This window comes from Erwinia sp. 198, from assembly GCF_003937915.1.
Taxonomy (GTDB): Bacteria; Pseudomonadota; Gammaproteobacteria; order Enterobacterales; family Enterobacteriaceae; genus Erwinia; species Erwinia aeris.
Map to the genome: position 1 here is coordinate 69,588 of NZ_RHUM01000011.1, position 23,008 is coordinate 92,595.

Annotated in this window: 22 protein-coding genes; 11 read left to right on the forward strand and 11 right to left on the reverse strand. The window is 54.3% G+C overall.

Translation table 11 applies throughout. The annotated features are described in order from the left end of the window. Positions 1-184: 184 nt before the first annotated feature. On the reverse strand, positions 185-697 hold the full coding sequence (eco, locus tag EGK14_RS15770) for a serine protease inhibitor ecotin (protein ID WP_125290050.1): 513 nt from the start codon (positions 695-697) through the stop codon (positions 185-187). Positions 698-1,027: 330 nt separating this feature from the next. Here eco and EGK14_RS15775 point away from each other — a divergent pair, with 330 nt between their 5' ends. Beyond that, complete coding sequence (locus EGK14_RS15775) at positions 1,028-1,399, forward strand: hypothetical protein (protein WP_125290051.1); 372 nt, start codon at positions 1,028-1,030, stop codon at positions 1,397-1,399. Between the two features lie 276 nt (positions 1,400-1,675). Here the strand turns inward: EGK14_RS15775 and EGK14_RS15780 are convergent, their stop codons facing one another. Beyond that, positions 1,676-2,071, reverse strand: a complete 396-nt coding sequence (locus EGK14_RS15780) for a YgiW/YdeI family stress tolerance OB fold protein (RefSeq protein WP_125290052.1) — start codon at positions 2,069-2,071, stop codon at positions 1,676-1,678. Positions 2,072-2,536: 465 nt separating this feature from the next. Here EGK14_RS15780 and EGK14_RS15785 point away from each other — a divergent pair, with 465 nt between their 5' ends. Further along, positions 2,537-3,031, forward strand: a complete 495-nt coding sequence (locus tag EGK14_RS15785) for a heme-binding protein (RefSeq protein WP_125290053.1) — start codon at positions 2,537-2,539, stop codon at positions 3,029-3,031. Positions 3,032-3,221: 190 nt separating this feature from the next. On the opposite strand, the gene yajD is transcribed toward EGK14_RS15785, so the two are convergent. From yajD to EGK14_RS15800, 3 genes are all read right to left on the reverse strand, one after another. Further along, a complete protein-coding gene (yajD, locus tag EGK14_RS15790) occupies positions 3,222-3,569 on the reverse strand; it encodes an HNH nuclease YajD (protein ID WP_125290054.1) in 348 nt (115 codons plus the stop codon). Positions 3,570-3,703: 134 nt separating this feature from the next. Beyond that, entirely contained in the window at positions 3,704-4,264 is a 561-nt protein-coding gene (locus EGK14_RS15795; RefSeq protein WP_125290055.1) for a YtfJ family protein, read from the reverse strand. Positions 4,265-4,498: 234 nt separating this feature from the next. After that, entirely contained in the window at positions 4,499-5,371 is an 873-nt protein-coding gene (locus EGK14_RS15800) for a LysR family transcriptional regulator (RefSeq protein ID WP_125290056.1), read from the reverse strand. A gap of 102 nt (positions 5,372-5,473) precedes the next feature. On the opposite strand from EGK14_RS15800, the gene EGK14_RS15805 reads away from it, so the two are divergent. After that, positions 5,474-6,562, forward strand: a complete 1,089-nt coding sequence (locus EGK14_RS15805) for an NADH:flavin oxidoreductase (protein WP_125290057.1) — start codon at positions 5,474-5,476, stop codon at positions 6,560-6,562. A 109-nt stretch (positions 6,563-6,671) separates the two neighbouring features. Further along, positions 6,672-7,994, forward strand: coding sequence for a D-serine ammonia-lyase (locus EGK14_RS15810; RefSeq protein WP_125290058.1), 1,323 nt, complete (start codon positions 6,672-6,674; stop codon positions 7,992-7,994). Here the strand turns inward: EGK14_RS15810 and EGK14_RS15815 are convergent. Next, a complete protein-coding gene (locus EGK14_RS15815; RefSeq protein WP_125290059.1) occupies positions 7,981-10,047 on the reverse strand; it encodes an FUSC family protein in 2,067 nt (688 codons plus the stop codon). The two genes, EGK14_RS15810 and EGK14_RS15815, sit on opposite strands and share 14 nt — an antisense overlap. A gap of 350 nt (positions 10,048-10,397) precedes the next feature. Between EGK14_RS15815 and EGK14_RS15820 the strand changes: the two genes are divergently transcribed. From EGK14_RS15820 to EGK14_RS15830, 3 genes are all read left to right on the forward strand, one after another. Then, positions 10,398-11,252: an AraC family transcriptional regulator gene (locus EGK14_RS15820; RefSeq protein WP_125290060.1), complete on the forward strand. Its 855-nt coding sequence runs from the start codon at positions 10,398-10,400 to the stop codon at positions 11,250-11,252. A gap of 33 nt (positions 11,253-11,285) precedes the next feature. Further along, entirely contained in the window at positions 11,286-11,693 is a 408-nt protein-coding gene (locus tag EGK14_RS15825; RefSeq protein ID WP_125290061.1) for a DUF2000 family protein, read from the forward strand. Between the two features lie 631 nt (positions 11,694-12,324). Continuing rightward, positions 12,325-12,729 carry a cupin domain-containing protein gene (locus tag EGK14_RS15830; protein WP_125290062.1) on the forward strand — a complete coding sequence of 135 codons (405 nt, stop codon included), beginning with the start codon at positions 12,325-12,327 and terminating at the stop codon, positions 12,727-12,729. Positions 12,730-12,747: 18 nt separating this feature from the next. On the opposite strand, the gene EGK14_RS15835 is transcribed toward EGK14_RS15830, so the two are convergent. Continuing rightward, positions 12,748-13,635, reverse strand: coding sequence for a benzoate transporter (locus EGK14_RS15835; protein WP_125290063.1), 888 nt, complete (start codon positions 13,633-13,635; stop codon positions 12,748-12,750). Positions 13,636-13,782: 147 nt separating this feature from the next. After that, entirely contained in the window at positions 13,783-14,247 is a 465-nt protein-coding gene (locus tag EGK14_RS15840; protein ID WP_125290064.1) for a hypothetical protein, read from the reverse strand. Positions 14,248-14,838: 591 nt separating this feature from the next. On the opposite strand from EGK14_RS15840, the gene EGK14_RS15845 reads away from it, so the two are divergent. Both EGK14_RS15845 and EGK14_RS15850 read left to right on the forward strand, forming a co-directional pair. Further along, positions 14,839-16,230, forward strand: coding sequence for a diaminobutyrate--2-oxoglutarate transaminase (locus tag EGK14_RS15845; protein WP_125290065.1), 1,392 nt, complete (start codon positions 14,839-14,841; stop codon positions 16,228-16,230). Positions 16,231-16,235: 5 nt separating this feature from the next. After that, positions 16,236-17,693: an aspartate aminotransferase family protein gene (locus EGK14_RS15850; RefSeq protein WP_125290066.1), complete on the forward strand. Its 1,458-nt coding sequence runs from the start codon at positions 16,236-16,238 to the stop codon at positions 17,691-17,693. Positions 17,694-17,819: 126 nt separating this feature from the next. On the opposite strand, the gene EGK14_RS15855 is transcribed toward EGK14_RS15850, so the two are convergent. Continuing rightward, positions 17,820-18,071, reverse strand: coding sequence for a helix-turn-helix transcriptional regulator (locus EGK14_RS15855; protein WP_125290067.1), 252 nt, complete (start codon positions 18,069-18,071; stop codon positions 17,820-17,822). A gap of 245 nt (positions 18,072-18,316) precedes the next feature. Here EGK14_RS15855 and EGK14_RS15860 point away from each other — a divergent pair, with 245 nt between their 5' ends. Both EGK14_RS15860 and EGK14_RS15865 read left to right on the forward strand, forming a co-directional pair. Then, positions 18,317-19,000, forward strand: coding sequence for a helix-turn-helix transcriptional regulator (locus EGK14_RS15860; protein WP_125290068.1), 684 nt, complete (start codon positions 18,317-18,319; stop codon positions 18,998-19,000). A gap of 5 nt (positions 19,001-19,005) precedes the next feature. Further along, on the forward strand, positions 19,006-19,662 hold the full coding sequence (locus EGK14_RS15865) for a PAS domain-containing protein (protein WP_125290069.1): 657 nt from the start codon (positions 19,006-19,008) through the stop codon (positions 19,660-19,662). Positions 19,663-19,710: 48 nt separating this feature from the next. Here EGK14_RS15865 and fabV read toward each other — a convergent pair whose 3' ends face one another. Next, complete coding sequence (fabV, locus tag EGK14_RS15870; protein ID WP_125290070.1) at positions 19,711-20,907, reverse strand: enoyl-ACP reductase FabV; 1,197 nt, start codon at positions 20,905-20,907, stop codon at positions 19,711-19,713. A 343-nt stretch (positions 20,908-21,250) separates the two neighbouring features. Beyond that, a complete protein-coding gene (eptB, locus tag EGK14_RS15875; protein ID WP_125290071.1) occupies positions 21,251-22,906 on the reverse strand; it encodes a kdo(2)-lipid A phosphoethanolamine 7''-transferase in 1,656 nt (551 codons plus the stop codon). Positions 22,907-23,008 lie beyond the last annotated feature (102 nt).

Genomic DNA, 23,008 nt, shown 5'->3' on the forward strand with positions numbered 1-23,008 from the left:
AACGGTTGTTGCTGGCTTTCCGGCCCTGCCCTCTGTCCGTGCTGCTGATTGTGCCGCCCGGGCCAGTCAGGCCGTTGTGACATCGTTCTGTATTAATTAACGATGGGCACCGACCGCTGGCAGAAGAAAAAGCTGCAAACGGTCGTGACATTATCTGAAGAAAGAGGCTTTACCGGTAGGGTAATTATCTTGTTTCGGCAGCGCTAATTTTATCATCGGCTTTCCAGATACGATATTTAACCTCAATATTGTCTGGCGTATAAACCACGATGGGAAGTTGACTGTTATACCTCAACATGGCGACCGCCCCGAGGTTGGCGGTCACAAATTTCTTTTCTTTTTTACCTGCCGGACAGGCCATGCGGGTCGAGATGTGCATTGCGCCAGAGTCTGGCGATTTCGCTGCCTCAAAGACATAATAATCATAGCCCCAGCCATCAACTGTCTTGCTCTGCAGCTGGCCGAGGAGAAGATGCTGGTTACAGTCGACTTCCAGAGTCTGGCCAATCATCAGCTCTACTTTATATAACTCCTCATGTTTACGTTCTGGCAGCCGTATGGTTTGTTGGCTTATGCCCTTTTCCGGTTTGGGATAAGGGGCAAGATTTTTTGAAGGCGGATGCTGAGCGAAGGGGCCTGTTGAAAGGCAGCCGGCGGTTATTAGCACACATACAGCCAGCGTCGGGGTTCTGATCATTATACAAGTCCTTGGCAGCGTTTAATCCAGATTAATAATCTTACAATAAAACCAATTATTAGCATTAACAACTGCTATTTTATTTAATATCAGTATTTACTGTCACCTCTCGGCGAAAGATTGACGGGTAGATCCCGTAAAAAATAATTTACAACGCGTAGCCGCAGGCGCGCGTAAAAGGTGAACGTGGTCAAAATACCCCGTGGCTCCAGAGCAAAATATAAAATGATGCTATATTCCGATCAGCGCTCAATTAACACATTTTATGTATCCGGATAAGAAACAGCGCTTTTACCCCTCACATACCGCATCAGAGCAAACAAGCTCACCGTGGTTTGCGGACATGACGAATCCGCCAGCCGTAAAGAGTTTACGCTCACTGCCGAACGATTAGCGCGCCCGCACGTTCCGCACGTCGGCGTATCCAATCAGAGCGACCAGGACGCAGGCAAAGTGCCTGCCGACGACCGCTCCGCACTGCGCATCTATGAGTTATTTGTAGGCGAAGCGCCTGTTGCGGCCCAGCCTGAACTGGCTCAACAGCTTGACGCCGGGCTGGGCAAGCTGTTGCAGGACTACCGGAGCGGTGCCATCGCCCTCTGGTGCTGTCAGGCTTGTTCTGAACGACATCTCTGCCCGCATCAAAGCGGTGGAAGACGCCGACGCCCGCTATGCCTTAAACGTCAAGACGGCAGCCGTTAAAGCCCGGCTTAAATAGAAAGCCGCCTGAGACCGTACGCTGCTTCTGTTTTACGCCAGAAGCAGACGCTCGCGCCAGGGATAGCAGGTTTGCTTGACTATCAGCCCCGAAAAAGCGCCTTGTGCCCTGCGCCTGCCTGTCATGCAGATCCTGGTACATCATGACCGCGCCCTGTTCAAAAAGCCGCTATCATAACTGGCTTGATACATTCTCGCTTTTAGAAAGGAAACTGAAGTCGGGACTGTAAAGAAACAGGGCCGTCGGCTCTGTTGCGCCGTTCAGGGTTTTTCGATCCGGGATACTTTCATAAAGGCGTTATCCGCTCTGCCATAAACGCGACCGCTGACGCGAACCTTGTCATCAGCCTGATAGGTTTTGCCGAGAAAGGCATCGGCAGGAGCCTGTAGCCGAACCTCGTCGCTGGCGTCACGAAAAAGATAGCTGCCCGGCCTTTGCTCTCTGACAATATATCCCTCAAGCGTTGTATAGCCGCCCTGTCTGAAATCACGGATCAGGTTTGCTTTCGTGGCGCGCGTGTCCTCTGTGCCTTTCTGCGCCGCATCTTCTTTTTCAGGCGGCGGGGCCTTTTCTCCTGCCCTGAATCCGCCTTCAGCGGCCGCAACGCCGCTGCTTAGTGCGACAAGCAAAGCCGTGAGCATCAATTTTTTCTTCATCTGTTCTCTCCATTCAGGTGGATGGTTTCATCTTAAACGTGAGTTCATCTGGCTTATCAGCACCGCCCGGCGTGCGATAAGGGCAAAACCGGCAAAGATTAACTGTAGCGCGGATATTTTATTCTGCAACCGATTGACTTATATGCGTATTATTCGCAAACCCATTTTTAATGGTTAATACGGCATCTTCTGTTAACGGCTGAATGCGGGCATTGCCGGTGTTCGCGTGCCCTGCGCGCTCTGCTGCCGGGACATACGCCTGGGCCAGCCCCGGGCGGTCGCGGTGCGCCAGATGACAATATGGTCATCTTTCTGACAGGGAATAACGACAGCCACACAGGTATAACAGCAGGGTGATTAACACCGGAGAATTAACATGAAAAGGTCCGTCGCTGCCCTGCCCCTCGCCATGCCGCTGGCTGCCAATAAAAACCCGCTGAGCGATATCGGGGGAGCCGAGCACAAATGAAACATCTTATGATTGCCCTTGCGCTCGCTACGGCGCCGGGTATGGCCCTGGCTACCGGGCCAGCAGCCGTCTATGACATGACGCAGGAACTCAGCAATAAGCTGGCCACGGAAGCGCTGTCCGTGTGTCACGGCATGAACCGTCAGGGCGTGGTGGCCGTCGTGGATCGCGGCGGAAACCTGGTTTCGCTGATGAGGGATGACAACGTGGGGCCGCATAATACGCAGGCCGCCTGGCGCAAAGCCTTCACGGCGCTGTCTACCAAAACGCCAACGAAACAGTTTACCCGTAAGGCGCAATCCTCGCCGGATACCGTTAACCTGAATACCGTTAACGAGCTATTGCTGCTGGGCGGCGGCGTGCCGATAAAATATCGCGGCCAGTGGATTGGCGCTATCGGCATGGCGGGAACCGGCGGCGCCGAGTCCGACGATCGGTGTGGAACCGAAGCCATTAACAAAATCATTGGCGAAAGCGAACAGCAAAAATAATGTAAAGCATGAGCAGTCAGCAACGGCGGGGAAAAGTGCTTTCTTCCGTCGTTGCTGGCTGTTGTGATTTGCTGGTGGCCGCGCGTCGGGCCTGCCCCGCTTAACGGCACTACAGCATCCCTTTATTGCGCAAAGCAGACCGGCGTCGCGTATAGCGGCCGCCCTGGGCCAGAAGCGAGTATTTCTGGCGCTATTTTTTCTTGTTAAGCAACGATTTTAAATCGGCGAAAGGGCTATAGGTGGCTGTCCCCACATCGTCCTGCGCGTCTTCCCCCGCCACAACGCTGGTACCGTACTGGTCAGCCTCAGTGTATTTTGAGTGTTCGTGATCGTGACAATACAGGCACAATAATTCCCAGTTGCTGCCGTCTGCCGGATTATTGGTATGGTCATGATCGATATGGTGGACGGTGAGTTCACGCAGGTTTGAGTAAACAAATTCTCGCGAGCAGCGTCCACATACCCACGGATAAATTTTTAATGCTTTCTCGCGGTAGCCGCTTTCCAGCCGCGCGTAGTTTTTGGGGATCAAAGCCATTGTCGATATTACCTGTCATAAAAAGAGATTTATATTCGATGCAGGCAGGCTACCGCGCCTGGCAGGCTACTTCAAGCTGTCTGTTGCGGCCGTTTTCACTCTGCGCGAACGCGCTTAAAAGCGCGCGATAAGGCTCAGGAAGCCTGCGGTTCCAGCAAACTTTTCAGCAGCGCCAACACCTGCTGATTTTCGGCGGGCGTCAGCGCGCCCTCGCGGGCAAAACGTACCCGCCCCTCGCTGTCCAGCACTATGACAGCCGAACCGCCCGCTTTCAGCTGCCAGGCTCGCCTGACCGCGCCGTTAGCGTCAACAATAAACTGCGACCAGGGCGACGCCTCCTTCGCGGACTTCAGGCTGGCGCGCACAAATACCGCGCTGCCAGGAATGGCATCGTCGGTGTTAACAATGGTGGTGGTCTGGTAGCGGTCGTGCGGCAGGTTCGCCTTGCTCAGCGCGTCAATCAATGCGGCATTCTGATCTTTAGCCGAAATTCTTCCGGCCATATGCAGCAGCACCCGCACCTTGCCGCCGAGCTGGGCGCTGTTCCAGGGTCGCGCAGAAATTTGCTGCTGCTGCCAGATTAGCTCGCCCTGTACGGCCACGCCGGCAGCGGGAACTCGCTGATTGATTGCTATATTGCTGGCCGAGGCGCTGGCGGCGACAATCGTCAAAAGAGCAAACAGAACTGGCTTCATTTTTTCTCCGCAAAAAAGCGTATAAAGGAACGGATCGGCCTGCACCTGCGTTCTGTGACCTGCAGCCGGCGATCCAGACTGCTGACAAAGCTATGCTCAGCCATCAGTTCGCTACCCATTTGGTGATCAACGATCGTGTTGCTGTAAAAAACGGCAGTGTATCCGCAGGCTTTTATGTTTATCAACCACCCCGATCTACAGCCTGCGGCCAGGGATTTTAACCCTGGTCCGTTCTCAGCCAAGCGAATGCCTTAACGCCGCCAGAAAGGCGGTCACCCTGCGCGGCGTGTAGCGGCGCGTCGGCAGCAGCGCCCAGACGGCAAGCGCGGGCATCGCCATATCCTCAAGCATCAGCGGCACCAGCTCGCCTCGCGCCGCTTCTTGCCGAATGTCCAGCGCGGTCAGCTGCGCAATGCCCGCCCCGGCCATGCACATCTCCCTCACGCCTTCCACGCTGCTACAGCTGAAACGGGCATCCGGCGTGTAGCTGATCGCGCCACCCTGATTTTCAAACAGCCACCACGGCAGCGCGGACAGCCGGAGGCAGGCGTGGTTTTTCAGATCCGCCAGCAGCTTTGGCGCGCCTTTGCGCTGCAGGTAGGCCGGAGAGGCGCAAAGGACTCTGGGATTATCCGCCAGCCTGTGCGCCACCAGCCGGGAATCCCGCAGCGGCGCGATGCGGATGGCAATATCATAGCCCTGCGCCACGATATCGACGGCATCCTCGCTTAAATTCAGCTCGACCTTCATTTGCGGATTAGTGGCCATCAGATCGGGCAGCAGCGGCAAAACGTTACGCCTGCCAAAGCCGGACGGCGCGGTCACGCGCAGCAGCCCAAAGGCACCCGTCGCCCCGGCGCTGAACATATTTTTAGCTGTCTGCTCTGCTTCTACCATCGCCCGCGCATAGGGTAAAAACTCTTCGCCCTCGCTGGTCAACGAAACGGCGCGCGTGGTGCGTTGCAGCAGCCTGACGCCCAGCTCGCTTTCCAACAGCGCCAGGCGGCGGGAAACGGTCATGGCGGTCGATCCCAGCGTGCGGGCGGCCCTGGTCAGGTTGCCCGCTGCTACGATCGCGCAGAAAACCTCAACGTCTTTCAGGTTCATTATAACGGTTTCCGTTATTCATCCAGTCAATTTACGGCGGTTCTGCCGTGGCATCGCGTTCATTATACTGGATCCTGTATTCATTTATCTTCAGGAACTATCATGCATCCTTTACTGTTTAAAACGGGTCAGATCAACCGCATCGATTTTAAAAACCGGGTGCTGGTCGCGCCGATGACGCGTATCTCTGCTTCGGAAGCGGGCGTACCCGGCGAGATTGTACAGCGCTACTACGCCAGCTTCGCACAGGGCGGCTTCGGCGGCGTCATCACCGAAGGCCTCTATATCGATCGAGCCTGGTCGCAGACCTATGCTTACCAGCCCGGTATCGTCAGCGATGAGCAGGTAGCCGGATGGCGCAAGGTTACGGAGGCGGTAAAAGCAGCGGGTTCGGTGGTTATCGCTCAGCTGATCCACGGCGGCGCGCTTTCCCAGGCGAATATTCACCGCACCACCACCATCGGCCCTTCCGCCACCAAACCGCGCGGCCAGCAGCTGGCTTTTTATCACGGAAAAGGCGATTACGCCGTACCGGAAGCGATGACCGCACAGCAAATTGACGAGGTCATCGCCAGCTTTGCCGACAGCGCGGAACGTGCCATCACGCGGGCCGGCTTCGACGGCGTAGAAATTCATGCCGCCAACGGCTACCTGCTCGATCAGTTTTTTACCGACTATCAGAATCAGCGTGAAGATGCCTGGGGCGGTGCAATCGAAAACCGCCTGCGCCTGACGCTGGAAGTTATCCGCGCGGTACGCAACAAAATTGGCCGCGAGGCGATGCTGGGCGTGCGTATTTCTCAGGGAAAGGTCAACGACTTCCAGCACAAATGGCAGGAGGGCGAAGCAGGCGCGCTGAAAGTATTTGCCCTGTTGCAGGAGGCAGGCGTCGATTATATCCATATCACCGAATACCAGGCCTGGCTGCCTGCATTTGAAAACAACGATCGCTCGCTGGTTGAGCTGGCACGCGTCGGCGCACCGGATACGGTCATTATCGCCAACGGCGGGCTGGACGACGGCGAACGGGCTGAAGAGCAGCTGCTCGCTAATGCGGATTTTGTCGCCATTGGCAAGGCCGCGCTGGCTAACCACGACTGGCCGCAGCGCGTCCAGCAGGGCCAGGCGCTGCGGCCGCTGGCGGAAACGGTTCTGGCGCCCGTCGCCAATATCAAGGAAGACGAATACTAACGGTCGCCCTTTCCCATCAGGAAAGAGAAAGCTACACTCACCGACACCCTGCGCGTCGGTGAGTCCGGCCTGTCGCGCGCCCTCTTTTTTTGCCGAGCGACAAGCCGCCATGTCAGATAGCCTTCTGCAACACCCCGTTGTCCGCCAGCTGCAGACGCTGGAAGCCACCACCTGGTTTAATCCCCATCTTGCCCGCGTGGAAGAAGGCCTGAAGCAGGTCGGCCTGACCAGGCAGGATGCGCAAGAGGCCGAAGCTAGGCTCCAGCGCTTTGCGCCGCTTTTAGCGCAGGCCTTTCCGGAAACCGCTACGGCGGGCGGCATTATCGAATCGCCGGTCATCGCTATCCCCGCCATGCAGCAATGGCTGGCGGCCGAAAACGGCGCTATCCCTGGCGCACTGTGGCTGAAAAAAGACAGCCACCTGCCCGTTTCCGGCTCCATTAAGGCGCGCGGCGGTATTTATGAAGTGCTTGCCCACGCGGAACGGCTGGCGATAACCGCAGGCCTGCTGACAACAGAGGCGGATTACCGCATCCTGCTGTCGCCGCGCCTGCGGGCATTCTTCAGCCAGCAGCGTATTGCCGTAGGCTCAACCGGCAACCTCGGCCTTTCTATCGGCATTATCAGCGCCGCGCTGGGTTTTGACGTCACGGTGCATATGTCTGCCGACGCCCGCGCGTGGAAAAAAGAGAAGTTGCGCTCGCACGGCGTAAAAGTGGTGGAGTACGCGCAAGACTATGGCGTGGCCGTGGCGCAGGGACGTCGCGAGGCGGAACAGGATCCGCACTGTTTTTTTATCGATGATGAAAACTCCCGCACACTGTTTCTGGGCTACGCCGTGGCGGGGCTGCGCCTGCGCGCGCAGCTTGAGGCGGCAGACAGAACGGTGGATGCCGCGCACCCGCTGTTTGTTTATCTGCCCTGCGGCGTGGGCGGCGGGCCGGGCGGCGTGGCCTTTGGCCTGAAACTTGCCTTTGGCGATGACGTGCACTGCTTCTTTGCCGAACCGACGCATTCGCCCTGCATGTTGCTGGGGATGAGCACCGGGCTGCACGAGGCCGTCGCCGTCGCGGATATCGGGATTGATAATAAAACGGCGGCGGATGGCCTGGCGGTCGGCCGTCCTTCTGGTTTTGTCGGCCGGGCGATGGCGCAGCTGATCGACGGCTGCTATACGCTCAGCGATAAAAGGATGTATCAGCTGCTGGCCGCGCTGGCCGCCACGGAAAATCTTCGCCTTGAACCGTCCGCGCTGGCCGGAATAGCCGGGCCGCAACGCCTGAACGCCGACTATCTGGTACAGCATCGCCTTAATGCAGAGACGATGGCCTGCGCAACGCATCTGGCCTGGGCCACGGGCGGCGGCATGGTGCCGGAAGAAGAAATGCAGGCTTATCTGGCGGCGGGCCAGCGCGCGCTCAGCGCCGGATAGTTTTCAATAAGGCGATATCGGGCCAGCGCTGACCCGGAAAAAGCGACAGGCGAACGTTAAACAGATAAAACAGCGGCGCGAAGACGGCCTCGTCTTTGCCCGCCAGCGCTTCCAGCTTCAGCAACAGCAGATCCAACTCCTCCAGCAAATGCTGGTGCGGCTGCGTCTGTAACGATTTCATGCGCCGCTTTAAAAATAGCGCCAGCTCGTGAAACATCTGGCCGCTGTCAATGCGATAGCTTTCCAGCAGCTCGCGATGGCGGGCATAGTAGTCATAGCAGTTAGCGCCCAGCCAGGCTTCCGTCAGCAGATTACCGCCAGAAACCAGATCGGGATGCGGATCCAGACGCATACGCGGCAGGATAATATTGACCCGATCCAGCATCCGCACCACAAAGTGCTGCCGCGCCAGCAGCGAAGATCCGTTGCGCTCAATCTCTTTCACCAGCCGCAGCAAATCGCTCAACCCTTTGCGCAGCGTGCGTTTGGCGGTCCATGAAGGCCGCTTGTTGCGGATCATCGCCGTAATAGTCACCGCCACGATAATGCCGACCATCGAGGAGATGGCCGTATTGATCAGGCCGGTAAGATTTGGCGTAAAGTGGTGAGTCATGCCCAAAAACGCCGGGATCTGCGTCGCCACGCTGATGCCGATCAGATTGGTCGAGGGACGGGCAATAACCAGCCCCAGCAGCAGCAGCCCTGGCGTCAGGATCAGCAGCAGCGCCTCGAAGGTGGTTGCCTGCGGGATCAAAAAGGCCACGTAGAACAGGCTGATCGCCAGCGCGATAAACACGCCTTTGATAAACCTTTTCATCGGTACCAACGGCGTATCCATGCTGGCGAAGAACGAGGCTACAATTGCCGCCATCATCGGCGCCGTCGCGCCGTCGGCCCAGCCGCTGCCGATCCAGAACAGGCTGGAAATAAAGGTCGCCAGAAAAGCCGTGGCGGCCGAAAGCAGCAGCAGGCCGTTATCAATATGGCGCTCCGCTCGCGTCTCCTTCGCCAGGCTGGTGTCGCCGGAGAGATCGCTGACCAGCACGCTGACGCTCTGATAGGCGCCTGCGATGCGTACAAAATCCGCCAGCCGCTCCAGCAGGCCCATCAGCAAAATGCTCTCCTCCGTGGCGAGCGCCCCGCTCCGCCACTGCTGTTTCAGCGCCGTCTGGGTCGCGGCAAGCTGCTGCTGCATTTGCGCCGTCTCTGCAATCTCGCCACGATTAAGCCAGCCGACAAAATCGGCAAAGACGTCCGTGACCTCCTGCGGAAAGCGGATTTGCTGTTCGGCCAGAATGCTCAGCCGCGCTTCGATAGCGGTCAGCGTAGGGATCAGGTACGACAGGTGCTGGTACTGCACGCTGACCAGCCGGATTAGTTTGCGTGCCGCATCGCCTTCATAGACGCAATGTACAATCAGCGTTTCCACATTGGTCGGATAGTTTGCCATCTGGATCAGAATATCCTCCCGCTCCAGCGACTTATCTTTTGGCCTGACCGTAATCAGCTCGTGGCACAGCTTCTGCGCGTTCAGATACCAGACGCTGACGCTCTGCTCCAGCAGGCTGCGCATGGAAACCGGCAGGATCAGCTGGTGCACCAGGCTGCTACAGATAATCGCCAGCGTAATCTCCTCAATGCGCGAAATAACGATATCGCTGATGGAGAGCGGCGACACCACGCCGGGAAATCCCATAATGGCGGCGCTGTAGCCTGCCAGCATAAAGATATAGCTTTTTGGCGTGCGGTCGTGCAGCGAGAGATAGAGGCAGACGGCGACCCACAGCGAGACGCACAGGCTGAACAGCAGCGGATACTGCACGGTTTCCGGGTAAATCAGGAAAATAAACAGCCCGCCCAGCAGCGTGCCCAACAGGCGAAAGATCGACTTGGAGATAGTGGCAGCGGAATAGAGCTGTGAAGCCACAAAGACCGTCGTTAACGACCAGGCTGGTTTTTCAAAATTAAGTTCAAGCGAAATATAAAGTGCCAGAAAGGCGGCCAGACAGGTTTTAGCGGAGAAGAGTACCGCGTTTTGGGTAAACCACTTCATGGAAATTATTGAACCGGATGCACATTGCGTGGATGCGTATCCTGCCAGAAGGCGGATGCCGCTGCCCGTCAATTAGTACTACAAATTATTAATGACTTAACTAAATGATTTAGCAGGTAAACCTGTTAAAAAACAGCTTAAATTACCTGAAAAAAACGGGAAAGTGACGAAATTATCGCCGGATTAATTATCGCCTTTTGTGCGGTTTTACTGTTTGTGCGGTTACCCGGCAACCGCTTCGATAAGGATTGCGTCTTACTGCGGCCACCTTGCGCCGCGGCTGGCGTGGATGCTAGTTTACTCGCCTGAATTATTTAGCCGCTAAGCGGTGTACAGGCGAAAAAGCATCCATGTCAAACTCTCTTACCGGCGACTGGCTGACTTTGCGCCGGGATAATGAAACCGGCATCGAAAGCGTTCACGCCCATTTTTGCGGGCACGCCTACGATCCGCACGATCATGACGAGATGCTGGTCGGCGTAACGCATATGGGCGTACAGCGTTTTAACTGTCACCGCAGGCTGCATACCAGCACGCCGGGACAGATTATGCTGATTGAGCCGGGCGCGGTACATGACGGCCACGCCCCAAATCCGGAAGGCTTTACCTACAGCATGCTTTATCTGCCGCAAAGCTGGCTGAATACTCAGCTCCAGCGGCGCGGCCTGGGCGAGATTTCCGCGCTGGAAGCGGCTTTTCGCTCAACCCTGATGCAGGACGATCGGCTCAACCTGACGATCCAGCAGGCTTTCAGCACTATTCATGGCGCCGAAGGCAGGCTCGCCCGCGATCAAAATCTCGATCGGCTGGTGGATCTTCTGTCGCGTCATCTGCACGGCCGCCCTTCTGCGGCGCAGGATCTGTGCGGCATGCTGCGCGTCAGGGATTTTCTGCATGAGTCAATGACCAGCGATATTGGACTGGACGATGTAGCGCTTGCCGTTGGCCTGGATCGTTTTCGCCTGACGCGCCAGTTTAAGCAGGCGTTCGGCCAGTCGCCGCACGCTTATCTGGTCAGGCTACGGCTGAAAACCGCACGCGCGCTGCTGGCGCAGGGATGCCACCCGGCGCAGGCGGCCGCGCAGGTGGGCTTCGCCGATCAAAGTCATCTTGGCCGCTGGTTCCGTCGCGCTTACCGCATTACGCCTGCGGCTTACCAGCAGCAGTGCACAAATGTTCTATACCGCCAGTCCTCTCTCCGCTGAAGATAAAAGCTGACTTACTCAGCGGAGAGCAGCATGTTTGACAGTAAAATCGCACTGATTGTGCGCGAGGATCTTGCCATCTGGCAGCGACTGAACGTAACGGCCTTTTTAGCCAGCGGTATCGCTTACGCCGCGCCGGAAATTCGGGGCGAACCTTATATAGACGCTAAAGGCCAGCGCTACGGTTGTATGGCCGGGCAGCCGATGCTGGTGTTTGCCGCCGATCTCGCCGGTTTACAGGCTGCGCATTGCAAAGGACTGGCGCGCGAGCTGACGCTGATCCCTTACGTCCAGGCGATGTTTTCGACCGGTCACGACGAGGCCAACCGACAAGCTTTTCAGGCAGAAGACCCGGACAATCTTAATTTAGTGGGGCTGGCGATTCGCGGCCCTAAGAAAGCGGTCGATAAAGCGATTAAAGGCCTTGCGATGCATAGCTAAACGGCGTTTCTTGTTGGGCGGCATGGCGCAGGCTGTTCCGCCCTTGATGCCGCACTGTTTTAAGAAGAGCCTTTTTGCTTTGGCTTATTTTAAGCGAGGTACTGTTACCTTATAAACCTCTCATAATAAAGGATTATATGGCATCCCAATTTACGTTTTACCCTACAGACTATAGTAATGACAAAACGCTATAGGCCAGATCGCTGTAACGTACTAAAAAAGCCTCTTAATGGTTCAGCTGATGGAACATTTCTTGCGCTGTAGCAGGTTATTTTCTGCGTAGCGCTGAACACTTTGCCCAACGATTTTGATTATTCAGAGCATTTATTTATCCCACCCGTCAGCGTTTTTAAAAAATAATATTGAGGTTGGAAACCATAGTTACCTTTAACTTCTCGTGGCAAATAACTGCAAAAATCAGCATCTGGCTTTACGATAAAGATCAGGACAAGAATAAAGCCTTAATAATTAATTGATTATTTCTATTCATGAGCGCCACTCATTAGCTTATTCGGTTCAGTCAGCTTATTCTCGTCTTAGTTTTGCGCTACGCTTATCGTTAATTTCTTTTCGTCCGCCCTCTTCGATTCTACTGCGACGCAGTCGGACTTTTATCTGCAAGGAACAAATAATGACTGATATCTATCAATGCGGTTCTCAGGCTTCTTATGCAGGCCCTGAAGATTGGTTTACCGGCACCGTGCGCGTCGACCCGCTTTTCCCTGCCAACGAACCCACCCGCGCCAGCGGCGGCAGCGTCACCTTTGAACCGGGCGCCCGTACCGCCTGGCATACGCACCCGCTGGGCCAGACGCTGATTGTAACCGCAGGCTTTGGCTATGTGCAGACCTGGGGCGAACCGGCGCGTGAAATCCGTCCCGGCGACGTAGTATGGATCCCACCGTTTGAGAAGCACTGGCATGGCGCCAGCGCAAAAACCGCGCTGACCCATATCGCGATTCAGGAAGCGCAGGATGGTAAAGTTGTGGAGTGGCTCGAAAAAGTCACCGATGAGCAATATAACGGTCAGGCATAGATCATACGTGACCGCGTCTTACTCGCGAATAAATGCCTGAAAACGCGCTTTGTTGGCCACCAGCCAGTCCGGCAAATGCTCGTTATCGACCGGCACTATCTTCATTTTGCGCGGGCGGTTCCAGATGTCGATATTATTCTCGACGCAGCGACGAATATGGTCGGGATTATTAAATTCCGGCCGATCGTGCTCGGTATGAGAAATAGTCGACATCTTTTCGCTGATGCGTTCATCCGTCATCACCCAGGAGAAATGCCAGCCACCCTGTTGAACAATTTTGGTGCGTAATTTCAGCAGATTCCAGCGTAGCCAGCTGTCCCGAATCGGCGTACCTTTACGCTTCACGTTGCGCAGCAGCTCGGGCTGGCCGTGAAAAAAGCCTTTCAGGTTTTTATACGTTACCATTTTAGGCAGTTTGCACAGACGAGGCGTATCATCTTCGTTCATGACCTGCAAATTAAACTTAAAATTATAAAAGTGCTGATAGAGCGTGGTGCAAAGGTGCCTGTGGCTGAACTGCGCCAGCGCCTGAGGATGGGGGACCTCATCCACATCGGATATGATAATGATATCTTCATCCCGCGCGTCCGTCAGGCCTTGCATAATAGCATTACGCGCATGGCTTTCGTTTTGCCAGGGATCGGTCTCCCCTGCCTTGACCAGAGAACTGTTGGAATAAAAAGCCTGCTGATAAATAACCGGCACGCGATCGTTAACAACATAAATAATTTGATCCCTGAAGGCCGCAAATTTTTCGATATCAAAATGCAGGCGTTCACGTTTTTTGCCCGTAAACGTATAAAGCGACTCAACGACGACAAACTTATCTACGTGTTTATGGAGCGTATTGAGCCGGATTTCCAGCAGCATATCTTCGTCATAGTATAAAAAGCAGTCGTAAATCACGGTAATAATGCCTGTATCGTAAAAAGCAGTGTCACAAATTAACAGAAATCGACACGGTGCTACAGCATTTTGTCAGATTTGCGTAATTCCCTGTAAGCAGATGTACACCTGTCTTCTTCTTTACCCCGGCCCTCATCGCCCCACTCGTCAGTCCAGCGTTTTCGAGTGCCAGCCACCTGCCAACACAAACGACACGCTGTCGTCAGAGGCGATGGCCGATCCCGTATAAATTCCCAGCAGCTGCTGTTTTTCGGCGTTATAAAACAAAATTCCGGTCAGCGCCAGGCTGGCGGCCAGGTAAAAATGGGCCGTTTCCCGGAACAGTAAAGCATAGTCCGCGCTGCTGAGCGTGCCGGTGCTGGCAAGCTGCAAGGGAAAAATAGGCGGAGCGGCCTTGCCGGTGCAAATGTTGCTATAGCCTTCGATGATCTGACAGTGAACAAGATGCCCTTCACCCTGACCTGAAAGCGTGACCTCGGCATTGACCTCCTGAGGGGGCTCGGTGACCAAAATCGCGCTAACGCTGCTCTCCATATTCTCCGGCAGATCCGGAAAATGTTTGCGAAAAAGGGTAATAATCTCCTCAGCGTTGATATTTAACAGATTACTCATTTCCGCACTCCCGTTTCAAATTGTAAGCCCGCGTTATTTAATTTGAGTACAGCCTATGTTTTAGCTCAGAGCGAGAAAATTGTTTCATTATCGCGCAGGCTTTGCATGCTCTATAATTAAAAACAGCAGGTTAAGCCGCCTCCTTTTATTTTGTTTAAGAATTTCCTCAGGGCATTTATAAGCGAAGCGGCATATTACGGCCGCTGCGCTTAATAATCCCGGCAGTAAGCGGCGTTTTATTGCCGCTGCGCTTATTAAGCACGCGGGTAAATGTAAGATTGTTGGCCGTTAAAACGCCCGTTGCCGCTGTAGAGCAACGCTTTGCTGGCCTTTTGCACGCCATAAAAGCGTTTAAAAGGGCCTTTTTTGTGCTTTGTTGTAAAGATGTTAATAAAGCACCAGGCTGATAATGGGTCAGAAAACCAACAACATATTGATTACTATAGTAAAAACTTAAACTAATCTTAACAAAATTAATGATTGAGTCGGGGGCTGAAAAGTCCTATATTGGCCGCGCTTTTTTACAGCGCTCACACTTTTAATTTATTTTTCAACCACGGCGTTATTTATAACCCTGGTTGTAGGAGAGATATGATGACGGATAAAGTCCGTATTGATAATTTTGGTGCGAATTCATCAGGAAACAATGAAGCGTTTTTAGCCCGTCAGGCTGAATATGAATCGAACGTGCGGAGCTATCCGCGCAAGCTGCCGTTCGCCATTGCTAAAGCACAGGGAGTCTGGATTACAGATGTTGAGAATAATCAATATCTTGACTGTCTTGCCGGTGCAGGTACGCTGGCGCTTGGCCACAACCACCCTGATATGCTGCAGAGCATCCAAAATGTCATTACCAGTGGCTTGCCGTTACATACGCTTGATTTGACGACGCCGTTGAAAGATGAATTTTCTGCCTACCTGCTCTCTTTACTGCCGGGCCAGGGCAAAGAGTACTGCCTGCAGTTCACCGGCCCTTCCGGCGCTGACGCCGTAGAAGCCGCGCTGAAGCTGGCGAAAAAATACACCGGCCGTACCGGTGTGATCAGCTTCTCCGGCGGCTATCACGGCATGACCCACGGCGCGCTGGCGGTAACGGGCAACCTGTCGCCAAAAGAAGCCGTTAACGGCATGATGCCGGAAGTGCAGTTTATGCCTTATCCGCACCTGTACCGCTGCCCGCTGGGTATCGGCGGCAAGGCGGGCGAGCAGGCGCTGGCCTACTACTTTGAAAACCTGATTAACGACGTGGAAAGCGGCGTGCGTAAACCTGCGGCGGTGATCCTGGAAGCGGTTCAGGGCGAAGGCGGCGTGAACCCGGCTCCGGTCGAGTGGCTGCAGCGCATCCGTAAAGTGACCCAGGAACACGGCATTCTGCTGATCCTGGACGAAGTGCAGGCCGGCTTCGCGCGTACCGGTAAGTTCTTCGCCTTCGAGCACGCGGGCATCGAGCCGGACATCATCGTAATGTCCAAAGCCGTAGGCGGCGGTCTGCCGCTGGCCGTACTGGGCATCAAAAAGCAGTTCGACGCCTGGGCGCCGGGCCACCATACCGGTACCTTCCGCGGCAACCAGCTGGCGATGGCAACCGGTCTGACCACCCTGCGTCACCTGAAAGACAACAATATCGCTGATAAAGTTGCCGAACAGGGTGAATGGCTGAAAGCGAAACTGGCAGAGATGCAGAAGCGTTATCCGGTCATCGGCCACGTGCGCGGCCTGGGCCTGATGCTGGGCATTGAGATCGTCAAGCCGAACGAGCCTCAGGATCATATGGGTTGCTACCCAGCCGACGGCGAGCTTTCCGCGCTGTTGCAGAAAAAATGCTTTGAAGCCGGCCTGATTCTGGAGCGCGGCGGCCGTCACGGCTGCGTGCTGCGCCTGCTGCCTTCGCTGCTGATCAGCAATGAAGAGCTGGGTGTTTTCCTGGATAAATTTGAAGTCGCCCTGGTTGCCGCCGGCGTTAAACCTGTTTCTGCGGAGTGAAGTTAATGTCCCGGTCCAACCCTATTCTGGCAGCTTCGGCGCAGAGCACCGAAGCCTACCAGCAGGCTATTGCCCAGACCAGCCAGGCCGTCGTGCAGTGGCTGCAGCAGCCTGAGATGTATCAGGGCAAAAGCGTAGCCGAGCTGCGTGAGCGTATCGCGCTGGATTTCACTACGGAAGGCCTGGGCAACCAGGCCGCCATTGAGCGTGCGATCGAGTATTTTCTGAAAGACAGTTTGTCTGTGCATCATCCGCAGTGCGTGGCGCACCTGCACTGCCCTAGCCTGGTGATTAGCCAGGCGGCGGAAGTGCTGATCAACGCCACCAACCAGAGCATGGACTCCTGGGATCAAAGCCCTTCAGCCACCATTATTGAGATGAAGCTGATCGAATGGCTGCGCGCTCGGGTCGGCTATCAGGCCGGCGACGCGGGGGTCTTCACCAGCGGCGGCACCCAGAGCAACCTGATGGGGTTGATGCTGGCGCGCGACGCATTCTTTGCGCGTCTGGGCCACTCTGTCCAGCAGGATGGTCTGCCGGGCGATCTCAGCAAGATCAAAGTGTTTTGCTCTGAAAACGCCCACTTCTCCGTGCAGAAGAATATGGCGCTGATGGGTCTGGGCTATCGCTCCGTGACGCTGGTGAAAACCGATCGCTTTGCGCGTATGGATACGGCGGATCTGGCTGATAAACTGGCGCTGGCGAAAGCCAACGGCGAGAAAGTGCTGGCTATCGTCGCAACGGCGGGCACCACCGACGCGGGCGCTATCGATCCTTTGCGTGAAATCGCGCAGATCGCGGCAGAAAACGAAACCTGGCTGCACGTTGATGCGGCATGGGGCGGCGCGCTGCTGCTTTCTGAAAAGTATCGTCATTATCTGGACGGCATCGAGCTGGTGGACTCCATCACCCTGGACTTCCACAAGCAGTTCTTCCAGACTATCAGCTGCGGTGCGTTCCTGCTGAAAGAAGCGCGTCACTACGAGCTGATGCGTTACCAGGCGGCCTACCTGAACTCTGAGTTCGACGAAGCTCAGGGCGTACCGAACCTGGTTTCCAAATCTCTGCAAACCACGCGTCGTTTCGACGCGCTGAAAATGTGGATGGGTCTGGAAGCGCTGGGTCAGAAGCAGTATGCCGAAATCATCGATCACGGCGTAACGCTGGCGCAGCAGGTTGCGGCCTGGGTTGCCGAACAGCCTGCGCTGGAGCTGGTGATGGAGCCGCAGCTGGCCAGCGTGCTGTTCCGCTTCCGTCCGCAACAGGGCGACGATACGGCAATCGCCCTGCTTAATCAGAAAATCGGCGATGCGCTGCTGGATTCCGGACGCGCCAACGTAGGCGTGACCGAACACAATGGCGTAACCTGCCTGAAAATGACGCTGCTGAACCCAACCGTGACGCTGGAAGATATCAAGCTTCTGCTGGCGCTGGTAGAGCGCACTGCGGCTTCTCTCGCATAAGTCGTCCCGTACAGGTCAAAGCCGGTAACGCCCGTTACCGGCTTTTTTTTAACCTTGATTCATCCAGTCAGGCTGTTTTCAACAACAGGACAACGCACCCTCATGCGAACGGCTCTTTTCAGGCCATCAGCGTTTTCCGGTTAGCTGTTGCCGCTGGTCGCATCTGTTTCTGCTTTTATACCTTGAAGGCCATATATCTTCCGGGGACATTTCCACAGCCTTTGCAATCAGGCGCTCTCCTTTGGGCCAGGGCCGTCTTAAGGCATTAGCCAAAGTCGAGGCGGCCAGCCCCGCTTCTCGTGATACAGCGGACAGGTTGGTGCCCCTCTTTTTCAATAAGGCAATAATATCTGCCGGGTGCATATCATTTTTGTTCATCGGTTTCCCTTATAGTGAGCAAGCTGGATTACTTTCCCTGACGCTAAATGAGCCGTGTAATCTGGATTGCGTTACGGCTCAGGCTTTAAATTTTATCAATCGATGTTGTTAATAGTATTTCTACTATTGCCACTCCAGCCTGTTTTACGTTATTTATGCCAAGTGAAAAAAGGTCTGTTTGATGTAAGGTTTTTTTAATGTAGGGTTCTTTTTATGTAGGGTTCTTTTTATGTAGGGTTACCGCTATGAAAATTCACTCGCTTCCAGAAAAACTTATTAATATGTTTGAAAACGATCCAATTGTTGGATGGGCAGTAAAAGACATTGATTCCAACTTTGTTTACGTAAATAATGCTTTTAAGATATGGCAAACCATTTCCACCCGCTTCGATTACGAAGGGCTAAATATACGCGACGTCCCAGTCCCCGTAGCTGAATTTGCCGATATATTTGCCCGGCAGGAAAAAGAAATTGAGCAAACCGGAAAAGCGGTACGCGCTATTACCACGCATATTCAGGGTAAAGAGAAAATTCTGCAGCCCGCTTATAATATTCAGGAGCCGTTATTTAACGAACAGCATCAGTGCATCGGCACGGTGATCAGCGTCAGGCATATCAATATTATCACGCCAGGATCCCTGCTCAAGGGCAAACTCTGTCAGCATGCCACTCTTCAGCCGCCCTCGTCTGTCTTTACGGAAAAAGAGTGGGAAGTGGTTTATTTGTTACAGTGCAATTTAAGCCTGAAAGAAGTAGCCTGTGTGCTGGGCATCTCTATCCATGCCGTCAGTGGACGCCTGAGAAGCTGCTATCGTAAAGCGGAAGTGAGCTCATCTTCCATGCTGATTGAATTTTGTCGGGAGAAAAATATAGATAACTATGTTCCTGCCTTCTTTTTAAAAAAAGGGCACATTATCATTTCCGGATAATAATAATGGACTATTACTTTAACCGTTCTTTGTTTGGATGGGCGATAAAAGACGCCTTTTCACGCTACGTTTACGCCAACCATGAAGCCTGTCTTTATTTTAATATGCCTTCCGAAAAAATAAAAGGCCATACGGACAAGGACTTATTCCCCGACCTCGTTGATTTTTACGAAACAATCATAAAGGATGACAAAAAGATTATAAATACAGGCGCTATGAGCATAGTTTTGAAGATTTTTAATCAAGAAGGAAATAACAGAAAACAGGCTTATTTGGTTGAAAAGCGTCTTTGGCAACTGCCTGACGGCTCACCTGGCATAATTTGTAATTATATTGAGATTACAAACATCTACTTTTCAACATTTCTGTATCAGCGCTCTCGTCAACCTCTTACTTTTACTGCGCCTTCCCCACTTTTTACCGATCGGGAATGGGAGGTTATTCTGCTACTTTTATGTGGGATGAAAAAGGGGCGCATGTCCGCTATGCTCAACCTTAGCAAGCTGACGTTAAGAAACAGAATAGCCCGCTGCTGTGAAAAAGCTAACGTAATGAACGAAATTGCGCTTGCTCATTATTGCCAGCATAAAGGGTGGGATAATTATATTCCGCCGTTTTTTCTTAAAAAAGGATATATCACTTTTTCTGGCAAATTCGGCTGAGAAGTTATCAGGCGTGAAAGAAAGGCGTCCCGCAGGACGCCTTTACGCTTACATCTGCACCAGATTTTTGATTTTCACATCCGGGTTGACGTCGGCGTCGTAATCCACGCCGTCCAGGCCAAAGCCGAACAGGTGCATAAACTCTGTTTTGTAGCCAACGAAGTCGGTCAGTTCGTTCAGGTTTTCGTTAGTGACGGTCGGCCACAGCTTCACCACTTCATCCTGCACTTCTGGCTGCAGCTCTTTGTAGTCGGCGCGCAGGCGGCCAACATCATCAAGAATTGGCGAAGTGTTGTACAGACTGTCTTTGAACAGGCCGTAAACCTGCTCGATGCAGCCTTCGTGAGTGCCTTTTTCCTTCATCACCTTAAACAGCAGCGACAGGTAAAGCGGCATTACCGGAATAGCAGAGCTGGCCTGGGTAACCACGGCTTTCAGTACGGAAACGCGCGCATCGCCGCCCTTTTCCGCCAGCGTGTCGCGAATAGTCAGGACGCGCTTGTCCAGGTCTTTCTTGGCTTCGCCAATAGAGCCGTTCCAGTAGATATCGTGAGTGATCTGCTCGCCAAGATAGGTAAAGGCGGTGGTTTTCGCGCCTTCAGCCAACACGCCGGCCGCATTCAGATCGTCAATCCACATCTGCCAGTCTTCGCCGCCCATCACCGCTACGGTGCCGTCGATCTCTTCCTGAGAAGCCGGTTCCAGCGTGATATCGGTAATGGTTTCTTTATCGGTGTTCAGACCGCGCGTGTGCAGCGTTTTGCCAACCGGTTTCAGCGTAGAGTTAAAGACTTCGCCGGTTTTTGGATGGGTGCGACGCGGCGCAGCCAGGCTGTATACCACCAGATCGACCTGCCCCAGATCCTGTTTAATCAGTTCAATGGTCTTTTGCTTTACTTCGTCTGAGTAAGCGTCGCCGTTGATGCTTTTTGCATACAGGCCCTTCGCCTCCGCCAGCTCTTCAAAAGCCGCAGAGTTATACCAGCCAGCGGTAGCCGGTTTGTTTTCTTCGCCCGGACGCTCGAAGAACACGCCCAGCGTATCGGCTTCGCAGCCAAAGGCGGCAGAGATGCGGGCAGCAAGGCCATAACCCGTAGAAGCGCCGATCACCAGCACCTTTTTAGGGCCGTTGGCGATTTTGCCCTGGCGGGTCACGTAATCAATTTGTTTTTCAACGTTAGCTTTGCAACCCGCCGGATGGGCGGTAACACAGATGAAGCCACGAATGCGTGGTTTAATAATCATGTCGACCTCAATAACCGTCTCAGTAAATATGGCCCGTAGAATACCTGCTTGTGGCGTTTCAGGCAAAGTTGACGGTAGCTTATTGTCTACGGTCGCTTTTAACACGAGCGCTTTGCATATTATTTATTCAGTCTTTATACAACCGGTCGTGCCTGGGCTGGCGAAAAGCAGTAGCGGAACACGGAAACGCCGTGAACTCATTCGTAGGGGCTTGCTTATTGGTTCAGCCTCTGCCGCAGTGGAGCGATAGCGCTGCTGGCAAACACGCCAGCGTGCCGCCAGACCATTGAGTTTACCGTCAATCTCAAGGGAGGCCGCAGCCTCCCTTTACTTACCGCCTGACTCAGGGTACGCGACACCAGTTACGCAACTGATTAATTCCGCCGTCCGGCGAGGTAAAACCCGCGCAGCCTAACAGGCTGTCGTACAGCTTTTCATGGAATACCGGCGTTTTATCGCGCGCCATTTTTTTCAGCTGATTAAAGGCTGCAGCATGCTCGGGATGCTGTAAAAATTTGTCGGATGCCCAAACCATGATCGGCACGGTGCGCTGCGCCATCGGCGCCTGATTACGCGGCGTGCCGTGGAAATGCATATTTTGCGAAATCGACTCGCCGTGATCGGAAGCGTAAAACACAATAGCGTTACGATCGCGCAGCTGGTTAAAAACCTGCTCCAGCACGTAATCAGTATAAAGCAGGCTGTTATCGTAAGAGTTAACCATCTGCTGCGTGGTGCAGTCGTCGTCAATGCCCAGGCACTCCGGCTGGTAGCGTGCAAAGCTACGCGGATAACGCTCGGTATAAAGATAGTGCGACCCTTTGGTATGCAGAATAACCAGGTGTTTACCCTGCGGATGACGCTCGATAGAATCCTTCAGCTCGCTGACCAGCGCCATATCATCAATAGGCTTGCCGACGTTGCGCTTTTCGGACTGAATGGTTTCCCGCAGCGCATAGTCATCCGCCAGCGCTTTGTTGTAGAACCAGGCTTCGCTCTGCATGGCGAACAGCTCGGAGGAGAAGCCCTGCTTTTTCAACACGGAAAACACGTTCATCTCTTTTAGCGTGCGTTCTGGCGCTTCCGACGCCCCGCCCTCGCGCACAAACATGCAGCGCAGCGAGAGTTTGGTCGAAGTGTCGCAGGAGTAACCCTGTAGCGCAGCCAGATTAGGCTCTTTATCCAGATAAGGCGTGTTGTCGCGCTGGTAACCGTAAACCCCCATATGATCGCGCCGCGCGCTTTCGCCAATCACAAACACGATATAGAGGCTATCCGCATCTTTTGGCGGCGTATAGGTAAAGTGCGCGGCGGGATCGAACAGTTTGCGGCTGTCTTCTGCCTGGCTCCAGCTGCTGTAGGCCAGCAGGCCCATGCCTGATAGCCAGTTGGATGGCGAATAGGTGCCGGCAACCACGCCGCCGTAGCTGGCCATCATGCGGTTATGCTGGCGATCCAGATTGTCCTGGTGCTCGCCCATCACCTTCAGCGGCAGCCAGCAGCAGAGGCCGGCGGCCAGCATGACGCCGACGCGCCGGGCGATAGCGCCACCGTTACGCCGCCGCAGGGCCGCTTCCGGCAGCGGCGCGAGCCACAGGATCAGCAGCGGCAGCAGGCTTACCAGGCCCAACCAGACGCCAAAATCCCAGCCCACCGACTCTCTGGACAGATCGAAGCTGTCGGTGGTCATCACCGCCGCAATAATGCCGTAGCCAATATCGACGTTGAAAAAGATCATGTAATAGCTGGCGGCCACGGAAAACACCACCAGCAGCGAAGTCAGAATGCGGAACAGCAGTCGTCCGGCCAGCGAGGCCAGCAGCGTGGTAAACAGTACCAGCGTGAAAGCCGCGACCACTTCAATGGTGATCGACAGCAGAGCGTCGTAATGAAGCTGATGAAAGCGGCGGAGGAAAATCGGCAGGTTCAATAAAATGCCCGTGTAAAAGGCAATAAAGCAGCAGACCCTGTATTGAGTCAAAAAAAGCAATTTTTTCATCTGTCCCGTCATTGTTATGGCAGTGAATGGCATGACCAAAGCGGCTTTGGTATTGAAAACGTTATTATTCTAACGATACGGCGTAAGACAAGGTAAACGCAG

Coding starts and splice junctions, on each gene's coding strand:
- eco (WP_125290050.1), bottom strand. CDS start 697: ATGATCAGAACCCCGACGCTGGCTGTATGTGTGCTAATAACCGCCGGC.
- EGK14_RS15780 (WP_125290052.1), bottom strand. CDS start 2,071: ATGAAGAAAAAATTGATGCTCACGGCTTTGCTTGTCGCACTAAGCAGC.
- EGK14_RS15785 (WP_125290053.1), top strand. CDS start 2,537: ATGAAACATCTTATGATTGCCCTTGCGCTCGCTACGGCGCCGGGTATG.
- yajD (WP_125290054.1), bottom strand. CDS start 3,569: ATGGCTTTGATCCCCAAAAACTACGCGCGGCTGGAAAGCGGCTACCGC.
- EGK14_RS15795 (WP_125290055.1), bottom strand. CDS start 4,264: ATGAAGCCAGTTCTGTTTGCTCTTTTGACGATTGTCGCCGCCAGCGCC.
- EGK14_RS15800 (WP_125290056.1), bottom strand. CDS start 5,371: ATGAACCTGAAAGACGTTGAGGTTTTCTGCGCGATCGTAGCAGCGGGC.
- EGK14_RS15805 (WP_125290057.1), top strand. CDS start 5,474: ATGCATCCTTTACTGTTTAAAACGGGTCAGATCAACCGCATCGATTTT.
- EGK14_RS15810 (WP_125290058.1), top strand. CDS start 6,672: ATGTCAGATAGCCTTCTGCAACACCCCGTTGTCCGCCAGCTGCAGACG.
- EGK14_RS15815 (WP_125290059.1), bottom strand. CDS start 10,047: ATGAAGTGGTTTACCCAAAACGCGGTACTCTTCTCCGCTAAAACCTGT.
- EGK14_RS15820 (WP_125290060.1), top strand. CDS start 10,398: ATGTCAAACTCTCTTACCGGCGACTGGCTGACTTTGCGCCGGGATAAT.
- EGK14_RS15825 (WP_125290061.1), top strand. CDS start 11,286: ATGTTTGACAGTAAAATCGCACTGATTGTGCGCGAGGATCTTGCCATC.
- EGK14_RS15830 (WP_125290062.1), top strand. CDS start 12,325: ATGACTGATATCTATCAATGCGGTTCTCAGGCTTCTTATGCAGGCCCT.
- EGK14_RS15840 (WP_125290064.1), bottom strand. CDS start 14,247: ATGAGTAATCTGTTAAATATCAACGCTGAGGAGATTATTACCCTTTTT.
- EGK14_RS15845 (WP_125290065.1), top strand. CDS start 14,839: ATGATGACGGATAAAGTCCGTATTGATAATTTTGGTGCGAATTCATCA.
- EGK14_RS15850 (WP_125290066.1), top strand. CDS start 16,236: ATGTCCCGGTCCAACCCTATTCTGGCAGCTTCGGCGCAGAGCACCGAA.
- EGK14_RS15855 (WP_125290067.1), bottom strand. CDS start 18,071: ATGAACAAAAATGATATGCACCCGGCAGATATTATTGCCTTATTGAAA.
- EGK14_RS15860 (WP_125290068.1), top strand. CDS start 18,317: ATGAAAATTCACTCGCTTCCAGAAAAACTTATTAATATGTTTGAAAAC.
- EGK14_RS15865 (WP_125290069.1), top strand. CDS start 19,006: ATGGACTATTACTTTAACCGTTCTTTGTTTGGATGGGCGATAAAAGAC.
- fabV (WP_125290070.1), bottom strand. CDS start 20,907: ATGATTATTAAACCACGCATTCGTGGCTTCATCTGTGTTACCGCCCAT.
- eptB (WP_125290071.1), bottom strand. CDS start 22,906: ATGAAAAAATTGCTTTTTTTGACTCAATACAGGGTCTGCTGCTTTATT.